The sequence below is a fragment of the Mucilaginibacter oryzae genome (assembly GCF_003148845.1).
Lineage (GTDB): Bacteria > Bacteroidota > Bacteroidia > Sphingobacteriales > Sphingobacteriaceae > Mucilaginibacter > Mucilaginibacter oryzae.
Genome location: NZ_QGHA01000002.1, coordinates 98,249 through 124,395, shown reverse-complemented (window position 1 = coordinate 124,395; position 26,147 = coordinate 98,249). Strand labels below are relative to the sequence as shown.

21 protein-coding genes are annotated in these 26,147 nt (G+C 45.5%); 9 read left to right on the top strand and 12 right to left on the bottom strand.

Annotated features, from left to right (window positions below; genetic code table 11):
* Both LX99_RS06070 and LX99_RS06065 read left to right on the top strand, forming a co-directional pair.
* Positions 1-4,035: a non-ribosomal peptide synthetase gene (locus LX99_RS06070; protein ID WP_109607061.1), complete on the top strand. Its 4,035-nt coding sequence runs from the start codon at positions 1-3 to the stop codon at positions 4,033-4,035.
* Complete coding sequence (locus LX99_RS06065; RefSeq protein WP_109607060.1) at positions 4,023-4,775, top strand: 4'-phosphopantetheinyl transferase family protein; 753 nt, start codon at positions 4,023-4,025, stop codon at positions 4,773-4,775. The genes LX99_RS06070 and LX99_RS06065 overlap by 13 nt, the downstream gene beginning before the upstream one ends.
* Here LX99_RS06065 and LX99_RS06060 read toward each other — a convergent pair.
* On the bottom strand, positions 4,762-5,487 hold the full coding sequence (locus LX99_RS06060; RefSeq protein WP_109607059.1) for a glycosyltransferase family 2 protein: 726 nt from the start codon (positions 5,485-5,487) through the stop codon (positions 4,762-4,764). The two genes, LX99_RS06065 and LX99_RS06060, sit on opposite strands and share 14 nt — an antisense overlap.
* 82 nt (positions 5,488-5,569) lie before the next feature.
* Here LX99_RS06060 and pbpC point away from each other — a divergent pair, with 82 nt between their 5' ends.
* From pbpC to LX99_RS06035, 5 genes are all read left to right on the top strand, one after another.
* On the top strand, positions 5,570-7,960 hold the full coding sequence (gene pbpC / locus LX99_RS06055; RefSeq protein ID WP_109607058.1) for a penicillin-binding protein 1C: 2,391 nt from the start codon (positions 5,570-5,572) through the stop codon (positions 7,958-7,960).
* A 33-nt stretch (positions 7,961-7,993) separates the two neighbouring features.
* Positions 7,994-8,710, top strand: coding sequence for a 3'-5' exonuclease (locus LX99_RS06050; protein WP_109607057.1), 717 nt, complete (start codon positions 7,994-7,996; stop codon positions 8,708-8,710).
* 198 nt (positions 8,711-8,908) lie between these two features.
* Positions 8,909-11,047, top strand: coding sequence for a ribonuclease R (rnr, locus tag LX99_RS06045; RefSeq protein WP_109607056.1), 2,139 nt, complete (start codon positions 8,909-8,911; stop codon positions 11,045-11,047).
* Positions 11,048-11,166: 119 nt separating this feature from the next.
* The gene (locus LX99_RS06040) at positions 11,167-12,141 is read left to right on the top strand and encodes a polyprenyl synthetase family protein (RefSeq protein WP_109607055.1); all 975 of its coding nucleotides are present in this window, start codon (positions 11,167-11,169) and stop codon (positions 12,139-12,141) included.
* A gap of 141 nt (positions 12,142-12,282) precedes the next feature.
* On the top strand, positions 12,283-13,878 hold the full coding sequence (locus LX99_RS06035) for a M1 family metallopeptidase (protein ID WP_109607054.1): 1,596 nt from the start codon (positions 12,283-12,285) through the stop codon (positions 13,876-13,878).
* A 66-nt stretch (positions 13,879-13,944) separates the two neighbouring features.
* Here LX99_RS06035 and LX99_RS06030 read toward each other — a convergent pair whose 3' ends face one another.
* From LX99_RS06030 to LX99_RS06005, 6 genes are all read right to left on the bottom strand, one after another.
* On the bottom strand, positions 13,945-14,466 hold the full coding sequence (locus LX99_RS06030) for a tetratricopeptide repeat protein (protein ID WP_146203069.1): 522 nt from the start codon (positions 14,464-14,466) through the stop codon (positions 13,945-13,947).
* 662 nt (positions 14,467-15,128) lie between these two features.
* The gene (locus LX99_RS06025; protein WP_022829697.1) at positions 15,129-15,371 is read right to left on the bottom strand and encodes a hypothetical protein; all 243 of its coding nucleotides are present in this window, start codon (positions 15,369-15,371) and stop codon (positions 15,129-15,131) included.
* A gap of 34 nt (positions 15,372-15,405) precedes the next feature.
* Complete coding sequence (locus LX99_RS06020; protein WP_109607052.1) at positions 15,406-16,155, bottom strand: ABC transporter ATP-binding protein; 750 nt, start codon at positions 16,153-16,155, stop codon at positions 15,406-15,408.
* On the bottom strand, positions 16,152-17,021 hold the full coding sequence (locus LX99_RS06015) for an ABC transporter permease (RefSeq protein ID WP_109607051.1): 870 nt from the start codon (positions 17,019-17,021) through the stop codon (positions 16,152-16,154). The genes LX99_RS06020 and LX99_RS06015 overlap by 4 nt, the downstream gene beginning before the upstream one ends.
* A complete protein-coding gene (locus tag LX99_RS06010) occupies positions 17,022-17,996 on the bottom strand; it encodes an ABC transporter substrate-binding protein (RefSeq protein WP_245927859.1) in 975 nt (324 codons plus the stop codon).
* A gap of 158 nt (positions 17,997-18,154) precedes the next feature.
* Entirely contained in the window at positions 18,155-18,799 is a 645-nt protein-coding gene (locus LX99_RS06005; protein WP_109607050.1) for an HAD family hydrolase, read from the bottom strand.
* Between the two features lie 284 nt (positions 18,800-19,083).
* On the opposite strand from LX99_RS06005, the gene LX99_RS06000 reads away from it, so the two are divergent.
* On the top strand, positions 19,084-19,395 hold the full coding sequence (locus LX99_RS06000; RefSeq protein ID WP_109607049.1) for a hypothetical protein: 312 nt from the start codon (positions 19,084-19,086) through the stop codon (positions 19,393-19,395).
* An 83-nt stretch (positions 19,396-19,478) separates the two neighbouring features.
* Here LX99_RS06000 and LX99_RS25570 read toward each other — a convergent pair whose 3' ends face one another.
* From LX99_RS25570 to LX99_RS05980, 5 genes are all read right to left on the bottom strand, one after another.
* Positions 19,479-19,631 (bottom strand): hypothetical protein, encoded by a 153-nt coding sequence (locus LX99_RS25570; protein WP_170122643.1) that lies wholly within the window; start codon positions 19,629-19,631, stop codon positions 19,479-19,481.
* A 163-nt stretch (positions 19,632-19,794) separates the two neighbouring features.
* Positions 19,795-20,202 carry a DUF983 domain-containing protein gene (locus LX99_RS05995; RefSeq protein ID WP_109607048.1) on the bottom strand — a complete coding sequence of 136 codons (408 nt, stop codon included), beginning with the start codon at positions 20,200-20,202 and terminating at the stop codon, positions 19,795-19,797.
* 4 nt (positions 20,203-20,206) lie between these two features.
* Positions 20,207-21,094: an AraC family transcriptional regulator gene (locus tag LX99_RS05990; protein ID WP_109607047.1), complete on the bottom strand. Its 888-nt coding sequence runs from the start codon at positions 21,092-21,094 to the stop codon at positions 20,207-20,209.
* 73 nt (positions 21,095-21,167) lie between these two features.
* Positions 21,168-22,946: an ATP-binding protein gene (locus LX99_RS05985; protein WP_109607046.1), complete on the bottom strand. Its 1,779-nt coding sequence runs from the start codon at positions 22,944-22,946 to the stop codon at positions 21,168-21,170.
* A gap of 233 nt (positions 22,947-23,179) precedes the next feature.
* Positions 23,180-24,130, bottom strand: a complete 951-nt coding sequence (locus tag LX99_RS05980) for an aldo/keto reductase (RefSeq protein ID WP_109607045.1) — start codon at positions 24,128-24,130, stop codon at positions 23,180-23,182.
* A 151-nt stretch (positions 24,131-24,281) separates the two neighbouring features.
* Here LX99_RS05980 and hscA point away from each other — a divergent pair, with 151 nt between their 5' ends.
* Entirely contained in the window at positions 24,282-26,138 is a 1,857-nt protein-coding gene (gene hscA / locus LX99_RS05975; protein WP_109607044.1) for a Fe-S protein assembly chaperone HscA, read from the top strand.
* The last annotated feature ends 9 nt before the right edge of the window (positions 26,139-26,147 follow it).

Genomic DNA, 26,147 nt, shown 5'->3' with positions numbered 1-26,147 from the left:
TTGGCCACCACGACTACCATATACGATACGATCCCGGTTGAATTCGACCCCTTCGCGGGGCCGGAGCTCCAGGCTATAGCCCCATCAACCGAGCCGCAGCTGGAGATCTGGACCTCATGCCTGATTGGCGGCGATGAGGCTAACTGTGCTTACAACGAATCGTTTTCATTGCAGCTTAGCGGCCTGCTTAACCAGGAAGCCATGCTATTGGCGCTGCAGGAAATCACCAACATGCACCAGGCGCTGCGTATGGCTTTTAGCGCCGATGGTAAATCCATCTGCGTATATAAAGAACTACCGCCCGATTTCAGTTTTGCCGATGTAGCCTCGTATACTGAAGCCCAAAAGCAGGCCTTTATTCATGAGCAAAATAAACAAAACGCTTGTACGCCTTTTGATTTGGTAAACGGACCGCTGTTTAAAGTACAGCTCGTTAAACTTGCCGAAACCGAACACCGCTTAACTTTTATAGCGCACCATATTGTTTGCGATGGCTGGTCGATAGGGATCATGATGCAGGATCTGAGCAAGCTATACTCTGCTTATGTGAAAGGCGAAGAGGCCCGGTTACCCGAAGCGCCATCATTTATTGATTATGCCAACCAACAGGCCTTTTGGGCTGGCAGCACTGAATTTAAAGCGACAGAACAATATTGGCTTAACGAGTTTAAAGGCAGTAATTACGTAATGGATTTGCCTGCCGACTTACCAAGGCCGACAACACGTACCTATAAAAGCCACCGGCTCGACCTGCAACTCGACAGGCAGCTGGTAAGCCAGGTAAAACAATTGGGCAAAAGCAACGGCAGCAGTTTTGTAACCACATTGCTGGCGGCATTTGAAGTATTTTTACAACGCTCAACCGGCCAATCCGAGATCATATTAGGGCTTCCTGCAGCAGGGCAACCGGCTACGGGTAATTATCGTTTAGTAGGGCACTGCGTTAACCTGCTGCCACTACGCAGTTCGCCTGAGGCCGTGCAATCATTCAGAAGCTATTTAAAACAGCGCACCGGCGCCATTTTAGATGCCTATGATCACCAGTTATACACATTTGGCGAATTATTAAAGAAACTTGCCATCCCCCGCGACGCGTCGCGCGTGCCCCTGGTACCGGTGATGTTTAATATTGATATGGGGATGGATGATGACGTGGCCTTTTACGGATTAAAGCACCACCTAAGCAGTAACCCGCGTGAGTACGAGAGCTTCGAGATTTTTGTAAACATCTCCGGCAGGGATGATGCCTTAGTGCTCGAATGGTCTTACAACACACAGTTGTTCAGCGGCAAATGCATCCGCCATCTGATGGATGAGTTTGAGTTTTTATTGGCCGAACTTGTAAAAAACCCGGACATGCTGATAGGTGATATTCCTACGGCCAACCGCGCCGCCCTGCTTAAACAGTTACAGGACTGGAACGATACCGCGGTTGCTTATCCGGCAGACAAAGCCTTACATCAATTAATAAACTGGCAAAACGATGCTGTAGCTGTAAAATTTGCAGATCAAACCCTTACCTACCGGCAATTACATGAAAGCAGTAACCGCCTGGCGGCTTTGCTTATTGATAAAGGCGTAAACAAAGGCGACAAAGTAGCCTTCGCGATGGACCGCTCGGCCGAACTGCTTGTGGTGATCCTGGGTATCATGAAAGCCGGTGGCGTTTATATCCCGCTCGATCCGCAATTCCCGCTTGGCAGGATCAATTATATGCTGAACGATTCAAAGGCTGTGGTATTGCTGTCGTCGGCTAAGTATAAAGGGCATTATGATACTGAAGCTGTTGAATTAGTAGTAGAAGATGAATGGCCAAACCTGTCCCGTTACCCGGCAACGGAACCGGATGTTCAGATTACGGGGAACGACCTGGTTTATCTCCTATACACCTCCGGCTCTACCGGGATGCCTAAAGGGGTACAGATCAGTCAGCACAGCCTGGTAAACTTCCTGCTCAGCATGCAAAAACGGCCCGGCATGACTGCCGCCGATAAATTGCTCGCGGTTACTACCATAAGCTTTGATATTGCCGGGCTCGAAATGTTCCTTCCGCTGCTTAGCGGCGCGCAGGTTGTTATTGCCGATACCAACACTGCCAAAGACGGCCGGGCCTTGCTGGATCTGATTCGCGATGAAAAAATTACAACCTTGCAAGCCACCCCCTACACGTGGCGCATGATGCTTGAAGCCGGTTGGAACCAAACCATGCCCATAAAAGCGATTTGCGGCGGCGAGGCCCTGCCAAAAGAACTCGCGGAAGGTATCCTGGGCAAAGCATCGTCCTTATGGAATGTTTACGGACCAACGGAAACCACCATCTGGTCAACCATCAAACAAATCAAAGCTGGCGATGCGGCTATAACTATCGGCAGACCGATTGCTAATACCTCAATCTATATTTTAGATCAAAACCTTAATCCGGTAGATCCAGGCACTGTTGGAGAGATTTTTATTGGTGGACAAGGCCTGGCTGCAGGCTATTTAAACCAGCCTGAACTCACTGCCGAAAAATTTATTCCCCATCCGTTTTCTGACGACACTGAAGATAAGCTATACCGCACCGGCGATTTAGGCAGATTTATGGAAGATGGTGAGATCGAGTGCCTTGGCCGGGCCGACGCCCAGGTCAAGATTCGCGGTTACCGTATCGAAACGGGAGAAATTGAATACCACCTCACTCGTCAACCCGATATAAAACAGGCGGTAGTTGTGGCGCAGCCGGATAAAAACGGGACTAATAAACTGGTGGCGTATATCACCACTAACCATGATTATCCTGCCGCGGATGAGGTTGTTCGTCATAAAAACTGGCGTTCAGCGCTCAAAAACACTTTGCCCGATTATATGGTGCCCGATGATTTCGTCGTAACCCCGGCAATCCCGCTCACGCCTAATGGCAAGGTAGATAAAAAGGCGCTAATTCAAACACCCGTTAATATTGCAGCCCAGGTGCAGGTGTACGCGGCCCCACGTACCAACGTGGAAAAATTAGTGGCCGACATCTGGGCAGAATTCCTGGAGATTGAAAAGGTGGGCATATATGATAACTTTTTTGAGTTGGGCGGCCACTCGCTGATAGCGGTACAGGTAATGGCCCGGATTGAAAAAGTTACAGGTAAACGTTTGCCGCTTGCCGCGCTGTTTGAAAATTCCACCGTCGAGAAACTCTCGTTAATGCTGGAAATGGATGGCAGGTCTATCGTTTGGGATTCTTTAGTACCTATCAAGCCCAACGGCAGCAAAATGCCGTTATATATTGTTCATGGCGCAGGCCTTAACGTATTGTTATTTAATGCCCTTGCTATTAACATGGATCCTGATCAGCCGGTTTACGGCTTACAGGCCAAGGGCCTTAACGGTGTTGACGAGCCGTTGAGTGAAATCAAAGACATCGCGGCGCACTACATCAGCGCCATTCAGGCTCAAAACCCTAACGGGCCTTACGCGTTGGCGGGCTATTCGTTCGGCGGTATCATAGCCTGGGAAATGGCCATACAACTCGAGGCGCAGGGTAAGCAGGTAAAAATGCTGGCCATGTTTGATACTTATGCCTACCGGTCGCCATTTTTTGATCCATGGCTTACCATGCAAACCAAGCGGGCCATGTTCTTTTTGCGCAAGCTTAAGTACAGCCTGTTTACACGCGAAGGGCTGTCGCAGAGCCTTACTGAAAAACGTAAGAATATCAAACGGCACGCTACCCGCATGATCTGGAAACTGACCAAAGAGGAACAGCAGGAAGGTTTCTTTGGCTATTCGAACAAGATAGATGAAATGAATATATTAGCCGAGCGCCGTTACCGGTTAACACCCCAAAATTTCACCATCGAACTGTTCAGAGCCGACACGCATACTTTTTATATGGATGATTTTGAATTTTTGGGATGGAAACCTTACGCCTTAAAGGGTATAAACGTACACCCGATACCGGGCGAACACAATTCCATATTTAAAGCGCCTAACGATAAAATTTTTGCCCGTATTTTGCAGCAATGCTTAAATGAGGCGGCAAAAAAAGTAGTATGGGTAATATAACTGTAGATATCAGGTATAAAGAGGTTGTTAACTGGCACCCCCGCGCGGCTTGCTCCTTTAACCTCCCGGGCTATACAGACCTGTGGCGGATTAATATTGGGGCTAACATTTCCTTCATTCCCCGCCTGGTTAACCTCCTCGAACCGGAAGAAGTAAAACGTGCCGGGAGATATTATCAGGAAAAGGACAGGCAGCGATTTGTTATTACCCGGGCTGCCTTACGCATTATTTTAAGTGGATATACCAACCAGGCCCCGGCAGGGATCCGCTTCGGCACCGGCCCTAATAAAAAACCATTTTTAACAAATCCGGATGCAGGGATCAGCTATAACACCTCCCATTCAGATCAATGGGCATTAATCGCTGTTTCGAAAAATGTGGTTGGCGTTGATACTGAAAAGATAGATCCCTCATTTGCGTACGCCGACATCCTGCCCGATCATTTCAGCGAAGCAGAAATAAGCTTTATTGAACAGCAACAACCACATTATAGGTTTTGCATGTTATGGACACGGAAGGAAGCTATCACCAAACTTACCGGCCAGGGGTTGGATGAACGATTAAAAAACATCCCCTCGCTAAATGGTAGAAACCTTGTAGCAGGTAATATCATCAATTCATTTAACGATATCACTTTAACGAGTTTTGAACTCGATAACAGCAACCTGGCAACAGTAGCTTACGAAACCGGTAACGATGCTGAACTTAGATTTTGGGATATGGATTTTACTTCGATTTAAAAATACCGTATTTGGCAATACAGTAAAAAGCCCTTACGCCATCCTTCCACCCTATCTTTTTGCCTTCCTCGTAGGTACGGCCGTAATAAGAAATCCCCACTTCGTAAATCCTGATCTTCGGAACGCGTGAAATTTTTTGAGTAACCTCCGGTTCAAATCCAAAACGTTTTTCCCTCAGTTTAATGGATTGTATCAGCTTGGTATTAAACAATTTATAGCATGTTTCCATATCTGTAAGGTTAAGGTTGGAAAACATGTTTGATGCAAAAGTTAGCCACCTGTTGCCAATGGTGTGCCAAAAGAAAAGGATGCGGTGCGGGTTGCTGCCCATAAAGCGTGAGCCATACACCACATCGGCAAAGCCGTTGATTACGGGTTTCAGTAAATCGTTGTATTCGGCCGGGTCATATTCCAGATCGGCATCCTGGATAATAAGGTATTCGCCTGTTGCTTTGGCGATGCCGGTGTGCAGGGCGGCGCCTTTACCTTTATTTACTTCGTGTTTAAAGTATTGTATGTTCAGGTCGGGGTTTGAAGCGCTGTATTGGTAAACGGCGCCTTCGGTATCATCTTTTGAGCAATCGTTTACAATGATCACCTCTTTTTCAATATCATTAATAAGGCTCACCGCTTTAATTTTATCTAAAATTAAGTGGATGGTGCGCGCCTCGTTATAAGCCGGGATAATAATTGATAATTTTTGTATCGTCATTTATCGTAATATTGCTTAAGGAGATATTTGCTGCAATTATAGCTGTTAAACCTTAACCTGCTTAATATTTTTATATTTAAAAATGCAATTTGTATTAAAACAAATAAAAACGCTGCTCAAAAAACCCAAAGTGGTTATCACTTTTTCTGTTTTGTTTGTTTTAACCCTGGTATTCTGGTTTTGTTTGCCAAAGCCTTTATTTAACAGTCCTACTTCATACGTTATTGATGATGAACAGGGCGAATTGTTGGGCGCATCCATAGCCGCCGACGGGCAATGGCGTTTTCCCTATAATCCTGATGTACCCGAGAAATTTAAGCAGTGTATCATCACTTTTGAGGATAAACGCTTTGAACATCACCCCGGTTTTGACCCCATAGCTTTTAGCAGGGCCATTAAACAAAACCTGTATTCAAAAAAAGTAACCAGCGGCGGCAGTACTATTACCATGCAGGTAATCCGTTTGGCTACCAAACACAACCGCAACATCTGGAATAAGCTTAAAGAAATCTTCATGGCCATGCGCCTGGAGCTGAGTTACAGCAAAAACGAAATTTTAGCCTTGTATGCCGGTAACGCCCCTTTCGGCACCAATGTTATAGGATTGGATGCCGCGTCGTGGCGTTACTTTGGCCGCAGCCCGGATAAACTATCCTGGGGTGAAATGGCGGCGATGGCGGTATTGCCCAATTCGCCCTCGTTGGTACATCCCGGTCGCAACAGGAACATCCTGCTTAAAAAACGGAATTCGCTTTTAGATAAAATGCAAAAGGCAGGCATCATTGACAGTACCACCGCCGCCCTCGCCAGGTTGGAACCCGTGCCCGATAAACCGGTTCCCTTGCCGCAACTCGCGCCTCACCTGCTGCAACGTTTCAAGGCAGATCACCAGGCTAAACCCGAGGGAGATACCCGGCTCACCACCAGCATCAAATCATCCCTGCAACAACAGGTAAATGATATTTTGGAACAACACCATCAACTGTTAAAAGGCAACGACATCAATAACATAGCAGCCATAGTGCTTGACGTTGAAACCGGCGCCACGCTGGCATATGCCGGTAACATAGCGCACCGGGAAGACCCGCAAATGGAAAGTGATGTAGATGTGATAGATGCGCCCCGCAGCCCCGGCAGTACGCTTAAACCTTTGCTGTACGCGGCCATGCTGCATGATGGCCTGATATTACCCAACAGTTTATTACCCGATGTGCCTACCATGATTGCAGGCTATCACCCCGAAAACTTTGATTTAGGTTACGATGGCGCCGTTCCGGCATCGAGGGCCTTGTCGCGCTCTTTGAATGTACCTGCTGTTAAAATGCTGCAGCAATATAAGTATGAACGCTTTTACGATTTTTTGCATAAGGCGGGTATCAGCACCTTAACCAAACCTGCAGATCATTACGGTTTATCGTTAATATTGGGCGGCGGGGAAAATACCCTGTGGGAACTGAGCGGGGCTTATGCCGATATGGCTCGCGTACTTAACCACTATCATCAATACAAGGGGCAATATGATCCGGCTGATTTTCACAGCCCGGTATACAGCAAACAGAAAGCCGTTAAGCCGATGCTCCACACATCCGGTTTGCTTGACGCGGCATCAATTTACTATACCTTCCAGGCGATGGAGGAAGTTATGCGCCCCGGCGAAGAAATGTTGTGGCAGCAATTCAGCTCGTCGCAGCGGGTTGCCTGGAAAACCGGCACCAGCTTCGGTTTCAGGGACGGTTGGGCTATTGGCGTTACACCCCGGTATGTGGTGGGCGTTTGGGTGGGCAATACCGATGGCGAAGGCAGGCCGGGATTAACCGGCATTAACACGGCGGCCCCTGCCCTTTTTGAAATTTTCAGGCTGCTGCCCGTATCGCGCGACTGGTTTGATATGCCAGCCGGCGAAATGGTAAAAATAAACGTATGCAGGCAAAGCGGCTACCGTGCCGGGCAATACTGCCAGGATGTGGATGAACAATACGTTCCCAAAAGCGGTTTGAAAGCGCCGGTATGCCCTTATCACCAATTGGTACATCTCTCGGCAGATGCCCACTGGCAGGTGAACAGCAATTGCGAATTGCCGGATCATATGCTTAATAAAAGCTGGTTTGTGCTGCCGCCTTCCATGGAGTATTATTATAAGGCCCGTAATTATCAGTATCATGTTTTACCGCCTTTCAGGGCAGATTGCGCGCAGGCCGAAAACGGGAACGTTATGGAGGTTATCTACCCAAAAAATGGCGCTAAGATTTATGTTCCCCTCGAAGCAGATGGTACAAGGGGCCGCATGATCTGCAACGCCGCCCACCGGCAACCGGGTGTAAAGATTTTCTGGCACCTGGATGATCAGTATGTTGGCGAAACCAAAGATTTTCACCAGATGGCTTTGAATCCGCCTCCGGGCAAACATGACCTTACCTTGGTTGACGGCAATGGCAACACCGTTAGTATCGGGTTTGAAATATTGAGTAAATAGTTATTATCTTGCTTCCAAAAAACTTATACCCGGATGCTTGAACAGTACGATCTGCATAATATACTGATAATAGATATTGAAACCGTACCGCAATACAGCAGCCACGATCAACTGCCCGAAAACCTGCAGAAGCTTTGGGAACTAAAAACCCAGTACCAGCGTAAAGATGAACCTGCCGACACTTATTATGAGCGCGCAGGCATCTGGGCCGAGTTCGGGAAGATCGTATGTATTTCGGCTGCTATTTTTACAGCAGGGAAAAGCACCGGGCTTAGGGTAAAGTCTTTCGCATCGCACGATGAAAAGGAACTGCTTACCAAGTTTTGCAACCTGCTTTTCAGTCAGCCAGCCAATTTGATCTTATGCGCGCACAACGGTAAGGAGTTTGATTTTCCGTACATCTGCAGGCGCCTTTTGATCAACGGGATGCCTTTTCCGCCGCAATTACAGATAGCGGGCAAAAAGCCCTGGGAGATCATTCACCTGGACACCATGGAACTTTGGAAATTCGGCGATCATAAGCACTATACATCCTTAAGCCTGCTTGCGGCCATTTTTGATATACCTACGCCTAAAGATGACATAGACGGCAGCGACGTAGGCCGGGTTTACTGGCAGGATAACCAACTGGAACGTATTTGCGCTTACTGCCAAAAGGATGTGATAGCCACCGCCCAATTGCTAAGGCGCTACCGCGGGGAAGAGTTAATAACAGATGACTGTATCACGATAGTCGGCAGCAATGGCTGAAATAAACAAGCTGCATTCATTTTTTTCCGGGATAACCTCATTCGTCATCGCAGGTTAACCGCGGCAAGGCAAACAATTTAGGGGCAGCACAAATTTAAATTTATCCCGATGGCACTCATGAATAGCCGGTTATTCATGAAATACCGCCTGCAATTGCCACACTTTAAATTTCTGTATCTTTGATGCAAATACTACACTATGTCTAAACGAAAAAAGAATAATACATCTATACACCAGGTATTTACCCAATTGGTGCTCGATATATTCGAACAAAACGGCAATACGCCGCTCAACTATAAGCAGGTAGCTGCAAAATTGAATATCCGCGATCAGGAAGCCCGCGAGGTGATCCTCGAGGTGCTGAAGGAGGAAGTGAGGAAATCGGTATTAAAAGAAATCGCTCCGGGCAAGTTCCAGCTCATCGAGCTTAAAACCTTTATAGAAGGTATTGTTGATTTAACAGCCGATGGCTCCGCATTCATCGTTACCGACGATGAATTTGAAAGCGACATCTTCATTGCCCCGCGCAAACTGCGCACCGCCCTTAACGGCGACCGGGTAAAGGTTTATGTTTATGCCAAAAGCCGAGGCAAAAACAAGGAAGGCGAAGTTATTGAAATCATTAAACGCGCTAAAATGGAGTTTACCGGCGTGGTTAAACTATCTGAGCGTTACGCGTTCTTCATCCCCGATGACCGCAAGATGATGCATGATATTTTTATCCCGATGGCCGAACTTAACGGGGCCAAAAACGGCATCAAAGCGGTTGCAGAGATTACCGACTGGCCTGCCGAAGCTAAAAACCCTATTGGCAGGATCAAATATATTTTGGGCGCCCAGGGCGAGAATGATACCGAAATGAATGCCATCCTTGCCGAGTATGGTTTCCCCCTATCCTTCCCTACAGAAGTTGAGCACGAAGCGGAAGAAATTCCGGATGTGATCACGCCAGAAGAGATTGCCAAACGCCGCGACTTCCGGGATATCACCACTTTCACCATCGACCCGTTTGATGCCAAGGACTTTGACGATGCCCTTTCATACCGGGTGCTGGAAAACGGCAACTACGAGGTTGGCGTACACATTGCCGACGTTTCGCACTATATCATACCCGATTCGGCTTTAGATAAGGAAGCACTGGACAGGGCCACTTCCGTTTACCTGGTAGACCGGGTGATACCGATGCTGCCCGAAAGGCTCTCGAACGGACTTTGCTCCCTTCGCCCTAAGGAAGAAAAACTATGTTTTTCGGCGGTATTTGAAATGGATGAGGAGGCTAATATCATTACCGAATGGTACGGTAAAACCATCATCTTCTCCGACAGGCGCTTCACCTACGAAGAAGTGCAGGAGGTGATTGAAACCACCCAGGGCGATTTTAAAGACGAGATCCTGAAACTGAATGCCCTCGCTCATAAGCTGCGCGCACGTAAGTTTAAAAACGGCGCCATCAGCTTTGAAACTACCGAAGTTAAATTTAAGCTTGACGAAAACGGCAAACCTTTAGGCGTTTATGTAAAGGAACGCAAGGATGCCCATAAACTGATTGAAGATTTTATGCTGCTGGCTAACCGTAAAGTAGCCGAAAGGGTAAGTAAAATGGGCAAAGGCAAACATAAATATACCTTTGTTTACCGCGTTCACGATTCGCCCAAGCCCGACGCGCTGGCCAACTTCGCGCAGTTTGCGGCCAGGTTTGGTTATAAGATCAATACCAAATCAGACAAGGAAACTGCCAGATCGCTTAACTTTTTAATGGAGGATGTGGAAGGTAAAAAAGAGCAAAACGTGTTAACACACCTCGCCATCCGATCAATGGCTAAAGCCTTGTACACTACCAAAAGCAGCAGCCATTACGGCCTCGCCTTTGATCATTATACGCACTTTACCTCGCCCATACGCCGTTACCCCGATGTGATGGTACACCGCCTGTTGTTTCACTATTTAAACGGTGGGCAATCTGCTAATGCCGAGGCTTATGAAAAGTTATGCGCCCACAGTTCGGCCATGGAAAAAAAAGCTGCCGACGCCGAACGTTCTTCGGTAAAATACAAACAAGCTGAGTATCTTCGCGACCAGGTTGGCAACACCTTTACAGGCATTATTTCGGGCGTTACTGAGTGGGGCATGTATGTAGAAATTATCGAAAATAAATGCGAGGGCATGATCCGCCTGCGCGATATCTCTGATGATTTTTATACTTTGGACGAGAAAAATTACGCCATCATCGGTCAGCGTAAAAAGAAAATTTACCAGCTGGGCGATGAGGTAAAAATTAAAGTAAAACAGGTTGACCTGACTAAAAAACAGATAGATTTTTCACTGGTACAGGATTGAGGTTTGGTGAATGGTAAAAGGTTAATTGAGTGAGTAGTTTATTGGGGTTAAACTTTGAAAACTGCTCGCTCAATCAACTCAATCAACCACTCTCTAAACCACAACCACTCACTTAAAAAATGAAACAACTTACAGAGTTACAGTTACTGATCAATGACGCGGTTGGTAAGTTAAGTTACCCGGCCTACCCGGCAGATTTGTATGAACCGATAAGCTATATCCTTTCCATAGGCGGCAAACGGATGCGCCCGGCACTGCTGTTACTGGCCTGCGATCTTTTTGGCGGCGATGTTAATAAAGCCGTTGAGCCAGCCTTAGCCATTGAAGTATTTCACAACTTCACGCTGATGCATGATGACATTATGGATAAAGCCCCGCTGCGCCGCGGTAAAGCTACAGTGCATGAAAAATGGAATACCAACGTTGCCATCCTATCCGGCGACGCGATGATGGTAGAAGCCAACCGCCTGATGATGATGGTTGACGACCGGATACTGCGCGCCGTGCTTAACGTTTTTAACGATACCGCCACGGGCGTTTGCGAAGGCCAGCAAATTGATATGAGCTTTGAAGAGCGTAATGATGTAAGCATTGCCGAATACCTGGATATGATCAGGCTAAAAACGGCTGTATTGCTTGGGGGCACTATGAAAATAGGTTCGATAATTGGCGGCGCTTCGGATGCCGATGCCGAACTCATCAACGCGTTTGGGGTTAACCTGGGCATAGCCTTCCAGTTACAGGACGACATCCTGGATGTTTACGGCGATCCGGAAAAATTTGGCAAACAGGTTGGCGGCGATATCATCTCCAACAAAAAAACCTATCTTTTAATAAAAGCGCTTGAGTTGGCTAAAGGCGAAACCAAAACCGAACTTAACAATTGGATCAGCCCCGGGCAATTTGAAAACGTTGAAAAAGTTACAGCGGTTACCGCAATTTATGATGTACTGGATGTAAGGCAGTATTCGGAGCAAGCCATGCGTTCGTTTGCTGATAAGGCTTTCGCGGCCCTCGAAGCGATAAGCCTGCCCGAAGATCATAAACAATACCTCCGCGATTTTGCCGACAGCTTGTTGGTAAGGGAGAATTAATTGTATTGTATTGTTATGCAAAGTGATCGAGGGCCATATCAAATAAAGTTTATACGAAGCCACGGCACCCAGGCTTTAGGCGCATTAGCTCCTGTTTTTAATTAAAAAACTCCGTTTACGTTTTAAAAGCACTTTTTTTAAATGAGAATAATCACAACAACCGCGTTATTTCTCTTCGTTGCCAGTGGATTATTAAGGGCCCAAACCCTCACCTCCGGCGGAAAGCTTAAACCCGAACAAGCCATTATGGATGTGCGGCACTACACTATTTCGCTTGCGGTTGATCCTGCACAAAAAACCATTGATGGTTTTACCACCATCGATGTCATCATGCAGAAACCAACTAAAGTTTTACTTTTTGATCTGCTCGATTCATTAAACGTGAGCAAAGTACTGGTAAACGGAAAAGCTGAAAAGTTTGATTATAAAAACAACCTCATCACCATCAACACGGCTAAAGAACTTGCGGCAGGCAAAAACAGCGTGAAAGTAATTTACGGAGGAAAACCACACGTGGCCCGCCGCCCGCCATGGGATGACGGCTTTATCTGGACACGCGACTCGACCGGGCACCAGTGGATGGCCATTACCGCCGAAGGTACAGGCGGCAAATTGTATTTCCCTTGTAAAGACCATCCTTCGGATGAGCCTGATGAAGGTGCAGACCTGATCATTACCGTTCCTAAAGACCTGGTAGTAGCCGGTCCGGGGTTATTGAAAGAGGTAAGCAAAAAAGGAGCAACAGCCACCTATCACTGGCAAACTAAATATCCCATCAACAACTACAGCATCCTGTTTAACGCGGGCGACTATACCGTGGTGAGCAGGCCCTATACCACCGTAGCCGGGCATAAAGTACCGGTACAGTTTTATGTACTAAAAGAACATGCAGCCAGGGCCGAACATCACCTGGATATTTTCATCAAAACCATTAAAGAACAGGAAAAATATTTTGGCGAATACCCCTGGGCGAAAGAAAAGATAGGCATTGCAGAAACCCCGCACCTGGGCATGGAGCACCAAACCATGAATGCCTATGGCGCGAAATTCAGGTACAGCAAAGTTGGCGGCGAAGATTACGACGGGCTGATGCACCACGAGTTTGGTCACGAATGGTGGGGAAATAAGGTAACCGCCAAAGACTGGGGCGATTACTGGATCCACGAAGGCATCTGCACCTATGGCGACGCGCTTTACATCCGCGAATTTGAAGGCGAAAAAGCTTATATCAAATTCTTTCAAAACTCAGCCTTATCATTCGGCAATAAGATCCCGATTGTAATAGGTAAAGATATTGACGAAGAATCGGCCTATAATGGCGATATATATGGCAAAGGCGCTTTTTTTATGCATACGCTGAGGTACGTTATGGGCGATAGCACCTTCTTCCCTACCCTTAAAGGTTTTGTTACCGATCCGCGTTATACGTACAGCAATCTGGCGAGTACCGAGGATGTAATCGATTATTTCAGCAAGGCGTCAGGCCGTGATTTGAAGCCCTTGTTTGACCTTTACATTTACTCTGTTAATAAACTTGAAGTACATATCAAGGCGCAACGCGGCGATAAATACCAGGTTCAGTTGCTTAATATAGATATGCCTTTGCCGGTTGATATTACGGCCGATGGCGTTACCAAAAAATACACCGTGGATAAAAAAGGAATTACCATCAGCAGCAAAACAATGCCGCTAATTGATCCGGATACATATTATCTAAAAAAACTGATCATCGAATAAGCTAAAACAACAACGGCCCCCTAAATAAATAAAACGGAGCCGTTGTAATAACCAGATATTTACGGGTTACTCCGTAACTACATAAGTGTAAACCTGTGTTTGTTTCATCTTTAACCTTACGCGTTTCAGGCAATCTTCAATATCCTTCCTGTCGTCCTTTTCGGTTACTTCCATAAAAGCGTCCTGATAAGCGGTTAACGCTTTATCCCAGTTTTTCTGTTTTTCATGAAACAGGCCCGTTAACTGGTAAACGCGGGCTTTATCTACCCCCGGAACCATCAGAGCTTGCGCGGATATAGCCTCCACGTGTTTCTCCATATTCAAAAAAACAACTAAATCAAGATAATGCGTGTAGTTATCCGGAAATGAAGGCTCAAGCTCCATACAGGTTTTGAAATGGTAGCCGGCAGTTTGATAATCCTGGATCTTGTAATAGTTGATCATTCCGAGTTGATAATGCGCCCTGGCGTAAAAGGGTTCATCGGCAATGATCTGGTTTAATATATTAAGCCCCTTAGGTGCCTCGCCGAACGAAAGCTCGTCGACAGCCTGAAGGTACTTTTCTTCAATAGAATAATAATTATCCATATAAAAATTCATCTAAGCCCGTAAAAATTACGACTTGAGGTTAACTAATAAATGTGGTAGATGTAAAAATCGGCTGGATGCTCCGGGAGCGCTACACCGGTGTTGAGAAGAGATTTACAGATGCAAAACCCTTCTGCTGCGGCACCATGGGCCACATTATTTTTGTGCAGATTGATTTATGAGATAGCATCGTTTTATGTTTTAACTATACAAACGTATGGTTAATTATTGAAAAAAGCAAGAAATGGCTTGAGCGGACACGGAAATCGCTTTTAACATTTTTGTAAACCTTCCCCAATGTGATGACCTTGAGATGCAATGAGATTCATCGTATAAAAGGACCCAATTTGTCATGTTGAACGTAGTGAAACATCTTATTCGCCCTGTAAGTCGGCGACTTTGCAGGTAGCTATTGCTATCGATAGAAGATTTATAAGCTGTCTACGCCAATGATTTTTGTAACGGGTTAAAGCGATTTCCCTCCGCTTTGCCGACGGATAATCGCGAATTTGAGATCCAGGCTATGATGCGCTGAACCGGAATTAAAGTATTCAGGAAGCTAAAGCATGTCGGGTATACCCCCGAAATCCCTTAATCGTTTAATCCCGGTTCACGCGAAATAGTTAAATGGTAAATCTGAAATTGAAATCCAGGTTCGGATATTAAGCTGCAATACTTTGTTTAACAGCTTCAATCAGAAAGTTATTTTTCAGCTCTTTTTCAGAGATCATCACACTGAAATCGTCGAATTTAACGCCTTGCTCCAGGGGATAAAGCACGTAACCGCGTTTCAGGGCGTCGTACGCGCCAAGTTCAAAAATTTCGTCGTGATTTTTACCTTTTATTTTTGCGCCGCTTACTAACTGGTAAGCGTCGAAGATGGATTCAAAGTTATTGTTTTTCATGGTACCGATGTGTATACAAACACTTTGCCAATTTTCAGGCAAACCAGTCAAACAAATCATTTTGCTTTAATAAAGCTTTCTTCTCCCCGTTTAAATCATTGATAATTAACCCTTCCGACATTTGTATTATTCGTGTGCCGTAGGTAAAAGCGTCCTTTAAATTATGCGTAATGAGTACAGCAGTCAACTTAAAATCGCGTATCAGCGAATCGGCAGTACGCATCACCACATCAGCCGAACGCGGGTCGAGCGCGGCAGTAGGCTCGTCTAACAACAAAACCTTACAACTATCCATCACGCTCATCAGCAGGGTAAGCGCCTGGCGTTGCCCACCGGAGAGTGTTCCCATCGGCTGCTCTATCTTATCCTCAAGCCCCATACCCAGAGTGGCTATTTTTTCCCTTACCTGTTTTTTGAAAGCATCATTAACGCCTATGGCTAAGCCTTTAGGCCTGGTGCGTAGGGCTGCCAGCCTGAAATTATCTAAAATACTCAGGTCGGGCGCTGTACCGCTTAGCGGATTTTGAAAAACACGGGCAATCCATTCGCTGCGCTTATAATCGGGCAGAGTGGTTACCTCTCTCCCGTTAATACTGATGGTGCCTTCGCCGGGCAAAATTGTGCCTGCAATTAAATTGAGTAAAGTAGTTTTACCCGAACCGTTTGATCCGACGATCACCAGAAACTCCTCATCGGCAATATCCAGGCTGATGCCGTTAACCGCCGTTATCTGGTTGGCCTTACCCTTATTAAAGATCTTATGTACGTTGCTGATTGTTATCATGACGATTTTAATAAAGATAAGCGTGGTAAGCTGACAATGAGCAACACAAAACCGGCCGTAACCATTTTAAGTAATTTAGGATCGACCCCTGCCGATAGGGTGAGCGCCAATACCAACTGAAAAATAACCGCTCCGGTTAATACGAGCACCAGGCTCAGCCATACCGAGGTTATTTTAAACCAATTGATGAGGGTTTCGGCAATGATAACCGAACCTAAGCCAACTATTACAACACCTATCCCCATGCTGATATCTGCAAAGCCCTGGAACTGCGCTACAAGGTAACCGCTCAACGCGGTAAGCGCGTTGGCAAGCGCAAGGCCCGTTATCTTCATCCTGTCGGTATTTACGCCCAGCGCCCTGATCATGCTTTCGCTGTTGCCAGTGGCCCGCATGGCTATGCCGAAATCGGTTTTAAGCAGGTAGCCTATCATTAAGGTGATTACCGCTATAAAAACAGCAAGGATCCAAAACGTATTTTGATTTGGGTCGCCTGCAATACTGATTAGGGTGAACAACGATGTCAAATTGATAAGCGGCACATTTGACCGCCCTAAAATGGATAAGTTTACCGAATACAGCGCCGTCATGACGAGAATCCCCGCCAGCAACGCGTTTATTTTTAGTTTGGTATGGATAATGCCTGTTAACGCCCCGGCCGCGGCCCCCGCCAAAATCACCGCGGGTAAAATAATATAGGTTGGCTGATGATTGGTGATTAGCACCGCCGTTACCACACCGCCTAAAGTATAGCTGCCATCCGTAGTAATATCCGGGATGTTAAAGATTTTCATGGATATGTAAATCCCCAGCGCTATGGCCGAAAAGCAAAGGCCTTGCAATAAAGCGGTCAGGTAAAAATCCATTTATTTTACTGGCTCAAAGTTTTCAGGGACGATGATATTGTATTTTTTAGCGGCTTCGGGATTGTAAACACGTTTCCTCACTTTTACCATTTCAGGTTTAATACCGTCGGTTTTATGGGTTTTAAGATATTTGGCGGCTTGTTCGCCTGCCTGGTAACCCCATTGGTAAATATCGGCGCCAAATGCAGCTACCGCGCCGCGTTTTACCAAACCCGCCTCGCTGGTAAAAATGGGAACATTTTTTTGGTTACAGTTTTTCAGGATAGTTTCGAACGAGGCGAAAACGGTATTATCAGGATTGGCAAAAAAAGCGTCGATATTTTTGCCAAGCAGTGATTGTGTAACCAACTGCGCGTCGGCCGAGGTATTGAGCGGCAGGGCGATCACCTCTACGTTAAGCCGGGCAGCAAGTGATTTGATCCTGTCTAACGCGTCGGCCGATTGCGGTTCTGATTGATTGTAAATCATCCCGATCACCAGTTTGGCTCCTTTAGGCTTCAGTAACCTGGGGATGATGGTAAAGGACGTATCGATATAGTTCAGATCTTCCAGCGCGCCAAACAGGTTTGCGGGGCCATTTCCTTTGGCATCAAGCACCTTCATCCGCTCGGGCGTTGGCGATACCATGGCAAAAACCGGGATGGTTTTGGTTTTTTGAAGCGCGGTAACCGTTGAGAGCGTGGTACAGGTAGCCAGCAGATCAACATTATCTGATACAAAATGGTTTACAATCTGGGTTAAGGTTGGGATATCGCCCTGCGCGTTACTGTATTCAATTTGCACTGATTTTTTCTCCTCGCTGAAGCCATTCTTTTTCAAAGCATCGGTAAAACCTGTGCGGGCCTGGGCTATGGTGGCATCCTCAAAAGCATCAACAAAACCAACCACCGGCACCTGCATGCTTTTGGTTTTTGGCTTACACGATGCGATAGCAACTATGATAAAAGCGGCAAAAATGTATTTAATGAACTTCATGTTACTAAATTAATTGATTGGCGTTAAAGCTGAAAGTACAATAGCAAAAGCAGCGAATTGTTTTACAAAAGGATTGCATGTTTATCCAACCGCAAAACAGCCGCTCCGCATAGCCAAGGCCAGACAACCTGATCCGCACTGTTCCAGCGATGAGTTAACTACAATAGCTCCTGCAAATCGGCAAAGCTGCTGATGGTTGCTACCATACCCTCGGGCACAACACCGAAACCATAATTAGCGAAAATAAACGGGACACCGGCTGTTTTGGCAGCGGTATAATCGCCCATGGTATCGCCCACGTAAACGGGCGCCTTCAATTCATGATCATTCACTACGTCTTTAATATTATCGGCTTTGGGGTTGCCTTTGGTGCCGAAGCATTGGTGGCCCAGGAAATGCGCATCTAACCCGCTCAGATCTAAAAACAGTTCGATATAGCCGTTTTGACAATTACTCACGATATACAACTTATATTTTGAGCCCAGGTATTCGAGCGTTTCCTTAAGACCAGGATACAACTCCCCTCCTTTTTTGTAGAGGATCTCCAGCTCGCTTGTAGCGCAAAGGGCTTTTACTTCCTGGCGTTGCTCTGCGTTAAGTGCGGGGAACAGCTTATCAAAAATAGCATCATAGGTCATGCCGGTGATGGAACGCACACGTTCCTGCGTCATAGGTTCATCAATATAATCTACTTTGTTAATAGCGGTTTGCCATGCAAGGGCCACAGTGGCGGTGCTATCCCAAAGCGTACCATCCAGGTCAAAAATTATGCTGTCGTATTTGTTTTTAAGAGAATTATCCATATCGCGGGCAAAAGTAAAGGTTTATCGGGCGATATGGCTACGTTGGAGAAAGTTATTTTGAAATGGGTGTTGCTAAGCGCAAACATTTTTTTAAAGAATTTGCAACATTTTAATATAATTGTTTGTATATTTAAATATTCGCCTCCTACTAATTAAAAAATGCGTAAAACTACGCATAAAATACGGTGAAATCCCTGATTCTATTTACTACGGCATTGGTTACTTTTGAACTATAGATTGTTGCTGTTATGCAGCAACAGTTTTAAAACATATACGCCTTGCTTATGAAATTATTTTACCACTTTCTTGTGCTGGTTGCAGCTTCCCTTGTGATGGTAGCCTGCGCTTCCATGTTTGCTTCAACACCCGAAGAAATATCAGGGCAATCAACCCAAACTGGCGGCAATAATTTAAATAACCGTACAGTAATTCCGGCCGTTTCAAATACGCAGCTGATTTTTTCAGACCTTGATCATTACGATTTTTCAAACAGATACGATCGCGAAAGCCGGAACACGGAAAGCGGGAAAAATAAACTGCATGAAAACCTGCGTACAGCAGCGGATTACACAAGATTCAGCATAAAAAATAAATAGTTTAGTTTAATAGTTAATCAGTTAGTTAGGAACAGTTGTAAACAGCCGGTAAAGTAAAATATATCGGCTGTTTTTTTTCGGGGTCAGTATTTAGGGAAGTTTCCAAACATGGCAAAGAAAACCAGCGCCGGTACCGCTATCAATAAATAAACCCGGTATAGCTGCCTGTCGTCCGCGTTACCCATTACAAATACATTATATAAATCCTTTTTTAGCATTTCAATTTTTTCTTTCATGACTGTTGGCTTTAAGTTGTTTATCAGCAAGCTGCATCTATTAAAGAAACAGTTGGCGCGCTGCTTTTATACAACTATGACCGCGGGCGCAAAGCAAGGTTTAACTAAAAACCCCATAATTGTTCATTTAAAGACTGCCATGACAATCCCCAAAAGCCAAATCTCACTCAGCTTTATCTTCGCTCATTTCGGGATGATAATACAAACCCGGTGTAAGCCAGTGCAATAGCATTACTCTTGAATAACGGTAGTTAAAAGGCGACAACAATACCGCTACACTCAAAATTACAGTAACATACAACCAGGGGTTGCTGCTGCCGGTTAAAACACTGATGGCAACGGCAAGCGTAACCATTTCGGCAACATTAAGCGCGTAGCTTGCAAACATAGCTACATAAAAATAACCCGGCTCGCGCTCGTATACCAGCCCGCAGTGCGAACAGGTTTTATGCATTTCCTGCCCTTTAAATTCGTACATACCGGTAATAAAAAGGTCGCCGCGCCTGCAGCGTGGGCATTTGGCTTGCGCAAAGGCCTGCCATGCGCTTAATTTATGTTGGTTGGTTTTCATAACATCACGATTTATTGTTTAAGGTTTTCTTTCTGAACTCTTCGGGAGTGATCCCTTCTGATTTTTTAAAAAATTTGGTAAAGTAGGAGTTGTCGTTAAAGTTGAGGGTAAAGGCAATTTCGCTGATACTCAGTTTAGGGTTGGTTAACAAGCGCTTAGCCTCCAGCAAAGTACGGTTCCGGATCACTTCGCCGGCCGCCAGCCCCAGTACGTCCTTACAAACGGCGTTTAAATGATTAGGAGTGATGTAAAGCATTTCCGCGTAATCCTTAGGCAGTTTCACATCGATGTAATGCTGCTCAATCATTTTCTGAAAATTACGGATCAGCGTGTGGTTATAACCTTGTTTGCCCCGGCTTTCATCTTTACCCTGTATGCGGCCCAGCAAAATAAACACCTGCAGCATAAGCAATTTAACCATATCGCTTCCTAAAGCGCGCTGATGATCAACCTCGGCAACAATGTTTTCAAACAGGGTAACAATGGCCGGTAAATGATCGGCAGGGATATTGATTACGCCGTCCCCAGGATTGGTGCTGCTCAGGAAACTGAAATTATCAAGATAACCTGAGCGCAGCAAAAACGACTGGATGAACGAACCCGAGAAGTTAATAATATATCCATCGGTAAAACCCTCAAAATTCCAGGAATGAACCTGTCCCGGAACCATAAAATAAATCTGGCCGGCATTAACCTCAAATTTTTCAAAATCAATGGTATGCGAGCCCCCGCCTGCGGTAAACAACACCAGGTGAAAAAAAGAATGCCTGTGCGGGAAGAATAGGTTTTTATGAGCTTCCAGGTAATTTGCAAAGCGGCTTATTAGGATTTCATCCTGCCTGATATCATCTGCCAGCGTGCAAATATCGATAGTTGGAATGCTTTGGATCATATACCAAAGTTACAAACAATACCACCCCGGCAATGGTACTATTTGGATTTCAAATGGTATTAATCAAGGATAATTAATTTTCGGAATGCGTAACAGGTGTCCATTTCTGGATAATATGTTCCACACGTTCAAAGGTAAAGGGTTTACTTACAAAATCCCTCATGCCGGCAAGAGCGCATTCGCGCTCATTTTCACTTAACACATTGGCCGTCATAGCTATTATTGGCGGTGCAGCCTCGCCAAGCTTACTGATAATGTTTCGGGCTGCCTCGAGCCCATCCATAACCGGCATTTGGATATCCATAAAAATCAGGTCGTAACGTTGTTTTTCAACCATCTCAACGGCAGCCATACCGTTATCCGCGATGTCAATATCGTAGCCAACCTTTTTGAAAATTTTACGGGCTATCAGCTGGTTCATCTTGTTGTCTTCGGCCAGTAAAATCCTTAAAGGCCTGTAGGTAAATTCTGTTTTATCTGCCGCAGGCGCAACCTGATGCCCGGCAGCCGAAAACGTTACCTGCAAAGGCAGCACAAAACTGAAAACTGAACCCTCCGCTTCCTTACTTTCTACCCAAATTTTACCGTGCATCAGTTCAACCAGCTTTTTACAGATGGATAAACCCAGGCCGGTGCCGCCGTATTTGCGCAAAGCAGAAGTATTAACCTGTGTAAATGGCTTAAATAACTGGTTTAACGCTTCTTCGCTGATACCTATACCATCATCTTTAACACTAAAAGTTATGTGCTGGGTATTGCCGGTAATCTTTGACCCGGTTACAGTAAGCTTAACGGCGCCCTCATCTGTAAATTTAATAGCGTTACCTATCAGGTTCACCAGGATCTGCTGCAATCGGCCATTGTCAACAATTACATAACCGGCAACATCATCATCAACATGATAGCTTAGGTTTAAAGTTTTGTTTGATGAGGTAATAGCGGGTTCGGTAATTTCGATAACTGTTTTGATACAGGCGCGCAAATCGGTAGCTACAGGCAGCAATACCAGCTTATCGGCCTCAATTTTAGAGATATCCAATATATCGCTGATGATATTAATAAGCAGGTTGCTGCTTGATTGGAGGGTTTGAAGCAATTCAAGCTGGTCGGGCTGCAAATCGGTGCGCGACAATAACTGGGCCGTACCTATAATACCATTGAGCGGCGTACGGATTTCATGGCTCATATTGGCCAGGAAATTTGATTTGGCAAAGGTGGCTGCCTCGGCCTGGTCGCGCGAGGCGGAAAGCTCGATTTGTGAAGCCTCCAGTTCGGTGCTCTTGCGGATCAGCGCGCTTTTATCTGATTCGTGGCTCTTTTTAATAAAACCTATCAGCACGCCCACAATCAGTATATTTACTACTGCCGAAGTGATGATGTCTTTTTCCCGTTCGCCCTGGCTGTAAGGTTGTACCAATTGAGGAAAGTGCTTTTCAACGTAGTAACACCCTAAAAATATAGCAATAAGCAGCCCGATAAAAATAAAATGATACCGCTTTTTTACCAGCAGCGTAATCAATAAAATTAAAAACACCCCCGACTGTGTAGTGGAACCGTTAATGCCCCCATTATAAAACCAACCGGGAATTACCGCGCACAAGCCAAAGCATATATAAATTACGGCAACGTTCTCCTTATATTTAACAAACCTGCTACGGTAAAAAGCCCAGCCCGACATCAAAGCCACAAAAAGCTGAACCAGCACCAGTTTATAGCTCATTCCCAGAAAAGCATTAACCGACATGGAAACCAAGGTATTCAGGGAGATGAACAAGGAGATGGCATTAAATAGCTTATTCTCCAGCGACAAATCAGGCTTACCGTAGCCAATAATTTGTTTCAGTTTTTGCATTTACAATAAAAAGTTGATTACAGGAGCCTTTTATACCGTTAAAAGACGGATTCGGTTTAGTAAATAAAGTGTTTTTTTAACAAATTAACACAACTAAAGCGTTTAAAACCTGCAAAAACACCCTGCGATTGTTTAATAATTAAATCAAAAATTTTATATAATTATTAAGCAACAAAAACAGCATGCCCCGTTGATAAGCATGCTGTTAAAAAATGTGATGATTAGGAATAGCGTTAATAGGCGCTTGCGGCATTTAACGCGTTGATGATTTCATTACTTAACGTTAAGCTGGCCGCCCTGGCCAACTCATTTAACTGTTTGATGCTGGTAGCGCTAACAATAGGTGCGGTTATTCCCGGCCTTGCAATTAACCAGGCTAAAGCAATTGCCGATTGGCTTACGTTGTATTGAGCCGCCGCTTCGTCTAACGCGTTCAGGATCCTGAAACCGCGCTCATTCAGGTATTTTTTCACCATGCCGGCACGGCTGCTGCCCTGCAAATCGGCCTCAGAACGGTATTTACCGCTTAAAAAACCGCTGGCTAACGAAAAATAAGGGATAACGCCGATGTTCTTCTCTTTGATAAAAGGTTCGTAGGTGGTTTCATATTTTTCCCTGTCAAAAAGGTTATACTCCGGCTGGAGGGTTTGATAGGAGATGATACCCTTTTCAACACTCACTTTTAAAGATTCGTGCAAACGCTCTACAGACATGTTTGATGTACCTATGGCGCGGACTTTACCATCCTTCACCAACTGATCATAGGCAAGCAAGGTTTCTTCCACCGGCGTTGATGGGTCATCATAGTGAGTTTGGTAAAGATCGATGTAATCCGTCTGCAGCCTTTTTAAAGAGTCCTCCGCCGCTTTAATGATATAGTCTTTCCTGAGGCCCTTTTTGGTCGGTTCCATCTCCGAGCCTACTTTGGTGGCAATAATTACGTCGTTGCGCTTGCCGCTTTGTTTAAGCCATTTACCAATTTCGGTTTCCGATTCGCCACCCTTGTTGCCCTGAACCCAACGTGAATAAACGTCGGCAGTATCAACGGTATTAAAACCGGCATCCAAAAACGCGTCGAGTAAAATGGCAGTATCGTTGCCTTTAACAGTCCACCCAAAAACATTGCCGCCAAAAACCAGTGGCCCGGTCAGCAATTCGGATTTCCCTAATTCACGTTTTTCCATAACATATTATTTTATGTAAAAAGATGAATTGCGCGGCAATTGTTTGTCAGTCCAATGAAATAACCTTCGGCTTATTTGTAATAAAACTGAATTAAAAACGACAATGCATCGCTTAAAACTAAGTACATTTGCCGCTTGTTAACTGAATATAATGGCTAAAGTTTCTATCAACCTGGCAACAGGCTCATTGCAAAAAGAAGAGATCATTGTAGGGATCGACCTTGGTACAACCAATTCGCTTGTGGCATTTATCAACCCGGATAAAAATCCGCAGGTAATCAATGATACGGGTAAAGGTGTGTTGGTGCCATCGGTAGTGCATTTTGGGCCAACAGGCGATGTACTGGTGGGCGACGAAGCCAAGGCGTTTTTACTAACCGATCCGCAGAATACCATTTTTTCGGTGAAGCGCCTTTTGGGCCGCAGTTATCATGATATTGAAAATTACAAAGACTTTTTTAGCTATAAAGTTATTGACGATGATACTGAAAGCCTTGTAAAAATTAAGGTTGGCGATAAATTCTACACCCCTATCGAACTTTCGGCACTGATATTAAAAGAGTTAAAGGCCCGAGCCGAACATGCCCTTAAAACCCCGGTTAACCGCGCGGTAATTACCGTACCGGCTTACTTTAACGATTCGCAACGTCAGGCCACCCGCGATGCAGGCAAACTTGCGGGCCTGGATGTTTTACGTATTGTTAACGAGCCTACCGCGGCAAGTTTGGCCTACGGCATAGGCCTCAACCCCGAAGAAACCAAAACCATAGCCGTTTATGACCTGGGCGGAGGTACCTTTGATGTTTCCATCCTTCAGATCCAGAATGGCATATTTGAAGTATTATCGACCAATGGCGATACATTTTTAGGCGGCGATGATTTTGACCGTATCATTGTTGATTACTGGATAGAGAAAAACCAGTTGAACAAGGCTGAAATATTAGCCAATACAGAGCTTGCCCAGCAACTGCGCTTAAAAGCCGAGGAAGCCAAAAAAGCTTTCGCGCACCAAAGCCTTGTAAATGACAAAATTGGCGATATCTGGTGCACGCTTGACCGTACCACTTTTGAAGCATTGATATTACCCAAGGTACAGCAAACCATCACCAGTTGCCAAAACGCGCTTAACGACGCCAAGCTATCTATCAACCAGATTGATGAAGTGGTGATGGTTGGCGGCTCAACCCGTACCGCGCTTGTTAAACGTATGGTTGCCGAATTTTTTGGTCGCCCGGTACATGATGATGTAAACCCGGATGAAGTGGTTGCATTAGGCGCAGCTATACAGGCCGATATTCTGGCCGGCAACCGCAAGGATATTTTATTGCTGGATGTAACCCCCCTATCGTTAGGCATTGAAACCATGGGCGGCCTTATGGATGTGATCATCCCCCGCAACTCCAAAGTACCAACCAAAGGCGGCAGGCAATATACTACCTCTATCGATGGGCAGGTAAATATGAAAATAGCGGTGTACCAGGGCGAACGCGACCTTATTAAAGAAAACCGTAAACTGGCCGAATTTGATTTAAAAGGCATCCCGGCCATGCCGGCAGGGTTCCCGAAGGTGGATATCAACTTTTTGTTGAATGCCGACGGCATCCTGACCATACAAGCTATTGAATTGCGCTCGGGCGTTAAACAGCAGGTGGAGGTAAAACCAACGTATGGTATTACCGATGAGCAGGTTGAACAAATGCTGATGGACAGTATTACCCATGCAAAAGACGATGTAAGCCAGCGTATGCTGATTGAGGCGCGTACCGAAGGCGAACAGATGGTTTACACTGTTGAACGCTTTATGCAGAAACACGCCGCCTATTTATCGGTTGCAGAAATAAGCGATACCACCAGGCTGGTGAGCAAGCTAAAAGAGGCTTTAACCAGCGGCGATAAAGACCTGATACTGAAAAGCATTGATGAAGTGAACGAATTTACCCGCCCATTTGCCGAACGCCTGATGGACCAGGCTATTGCCACCGCTATGAAGGGCAAGAGCATTGAATAGGCACAGATA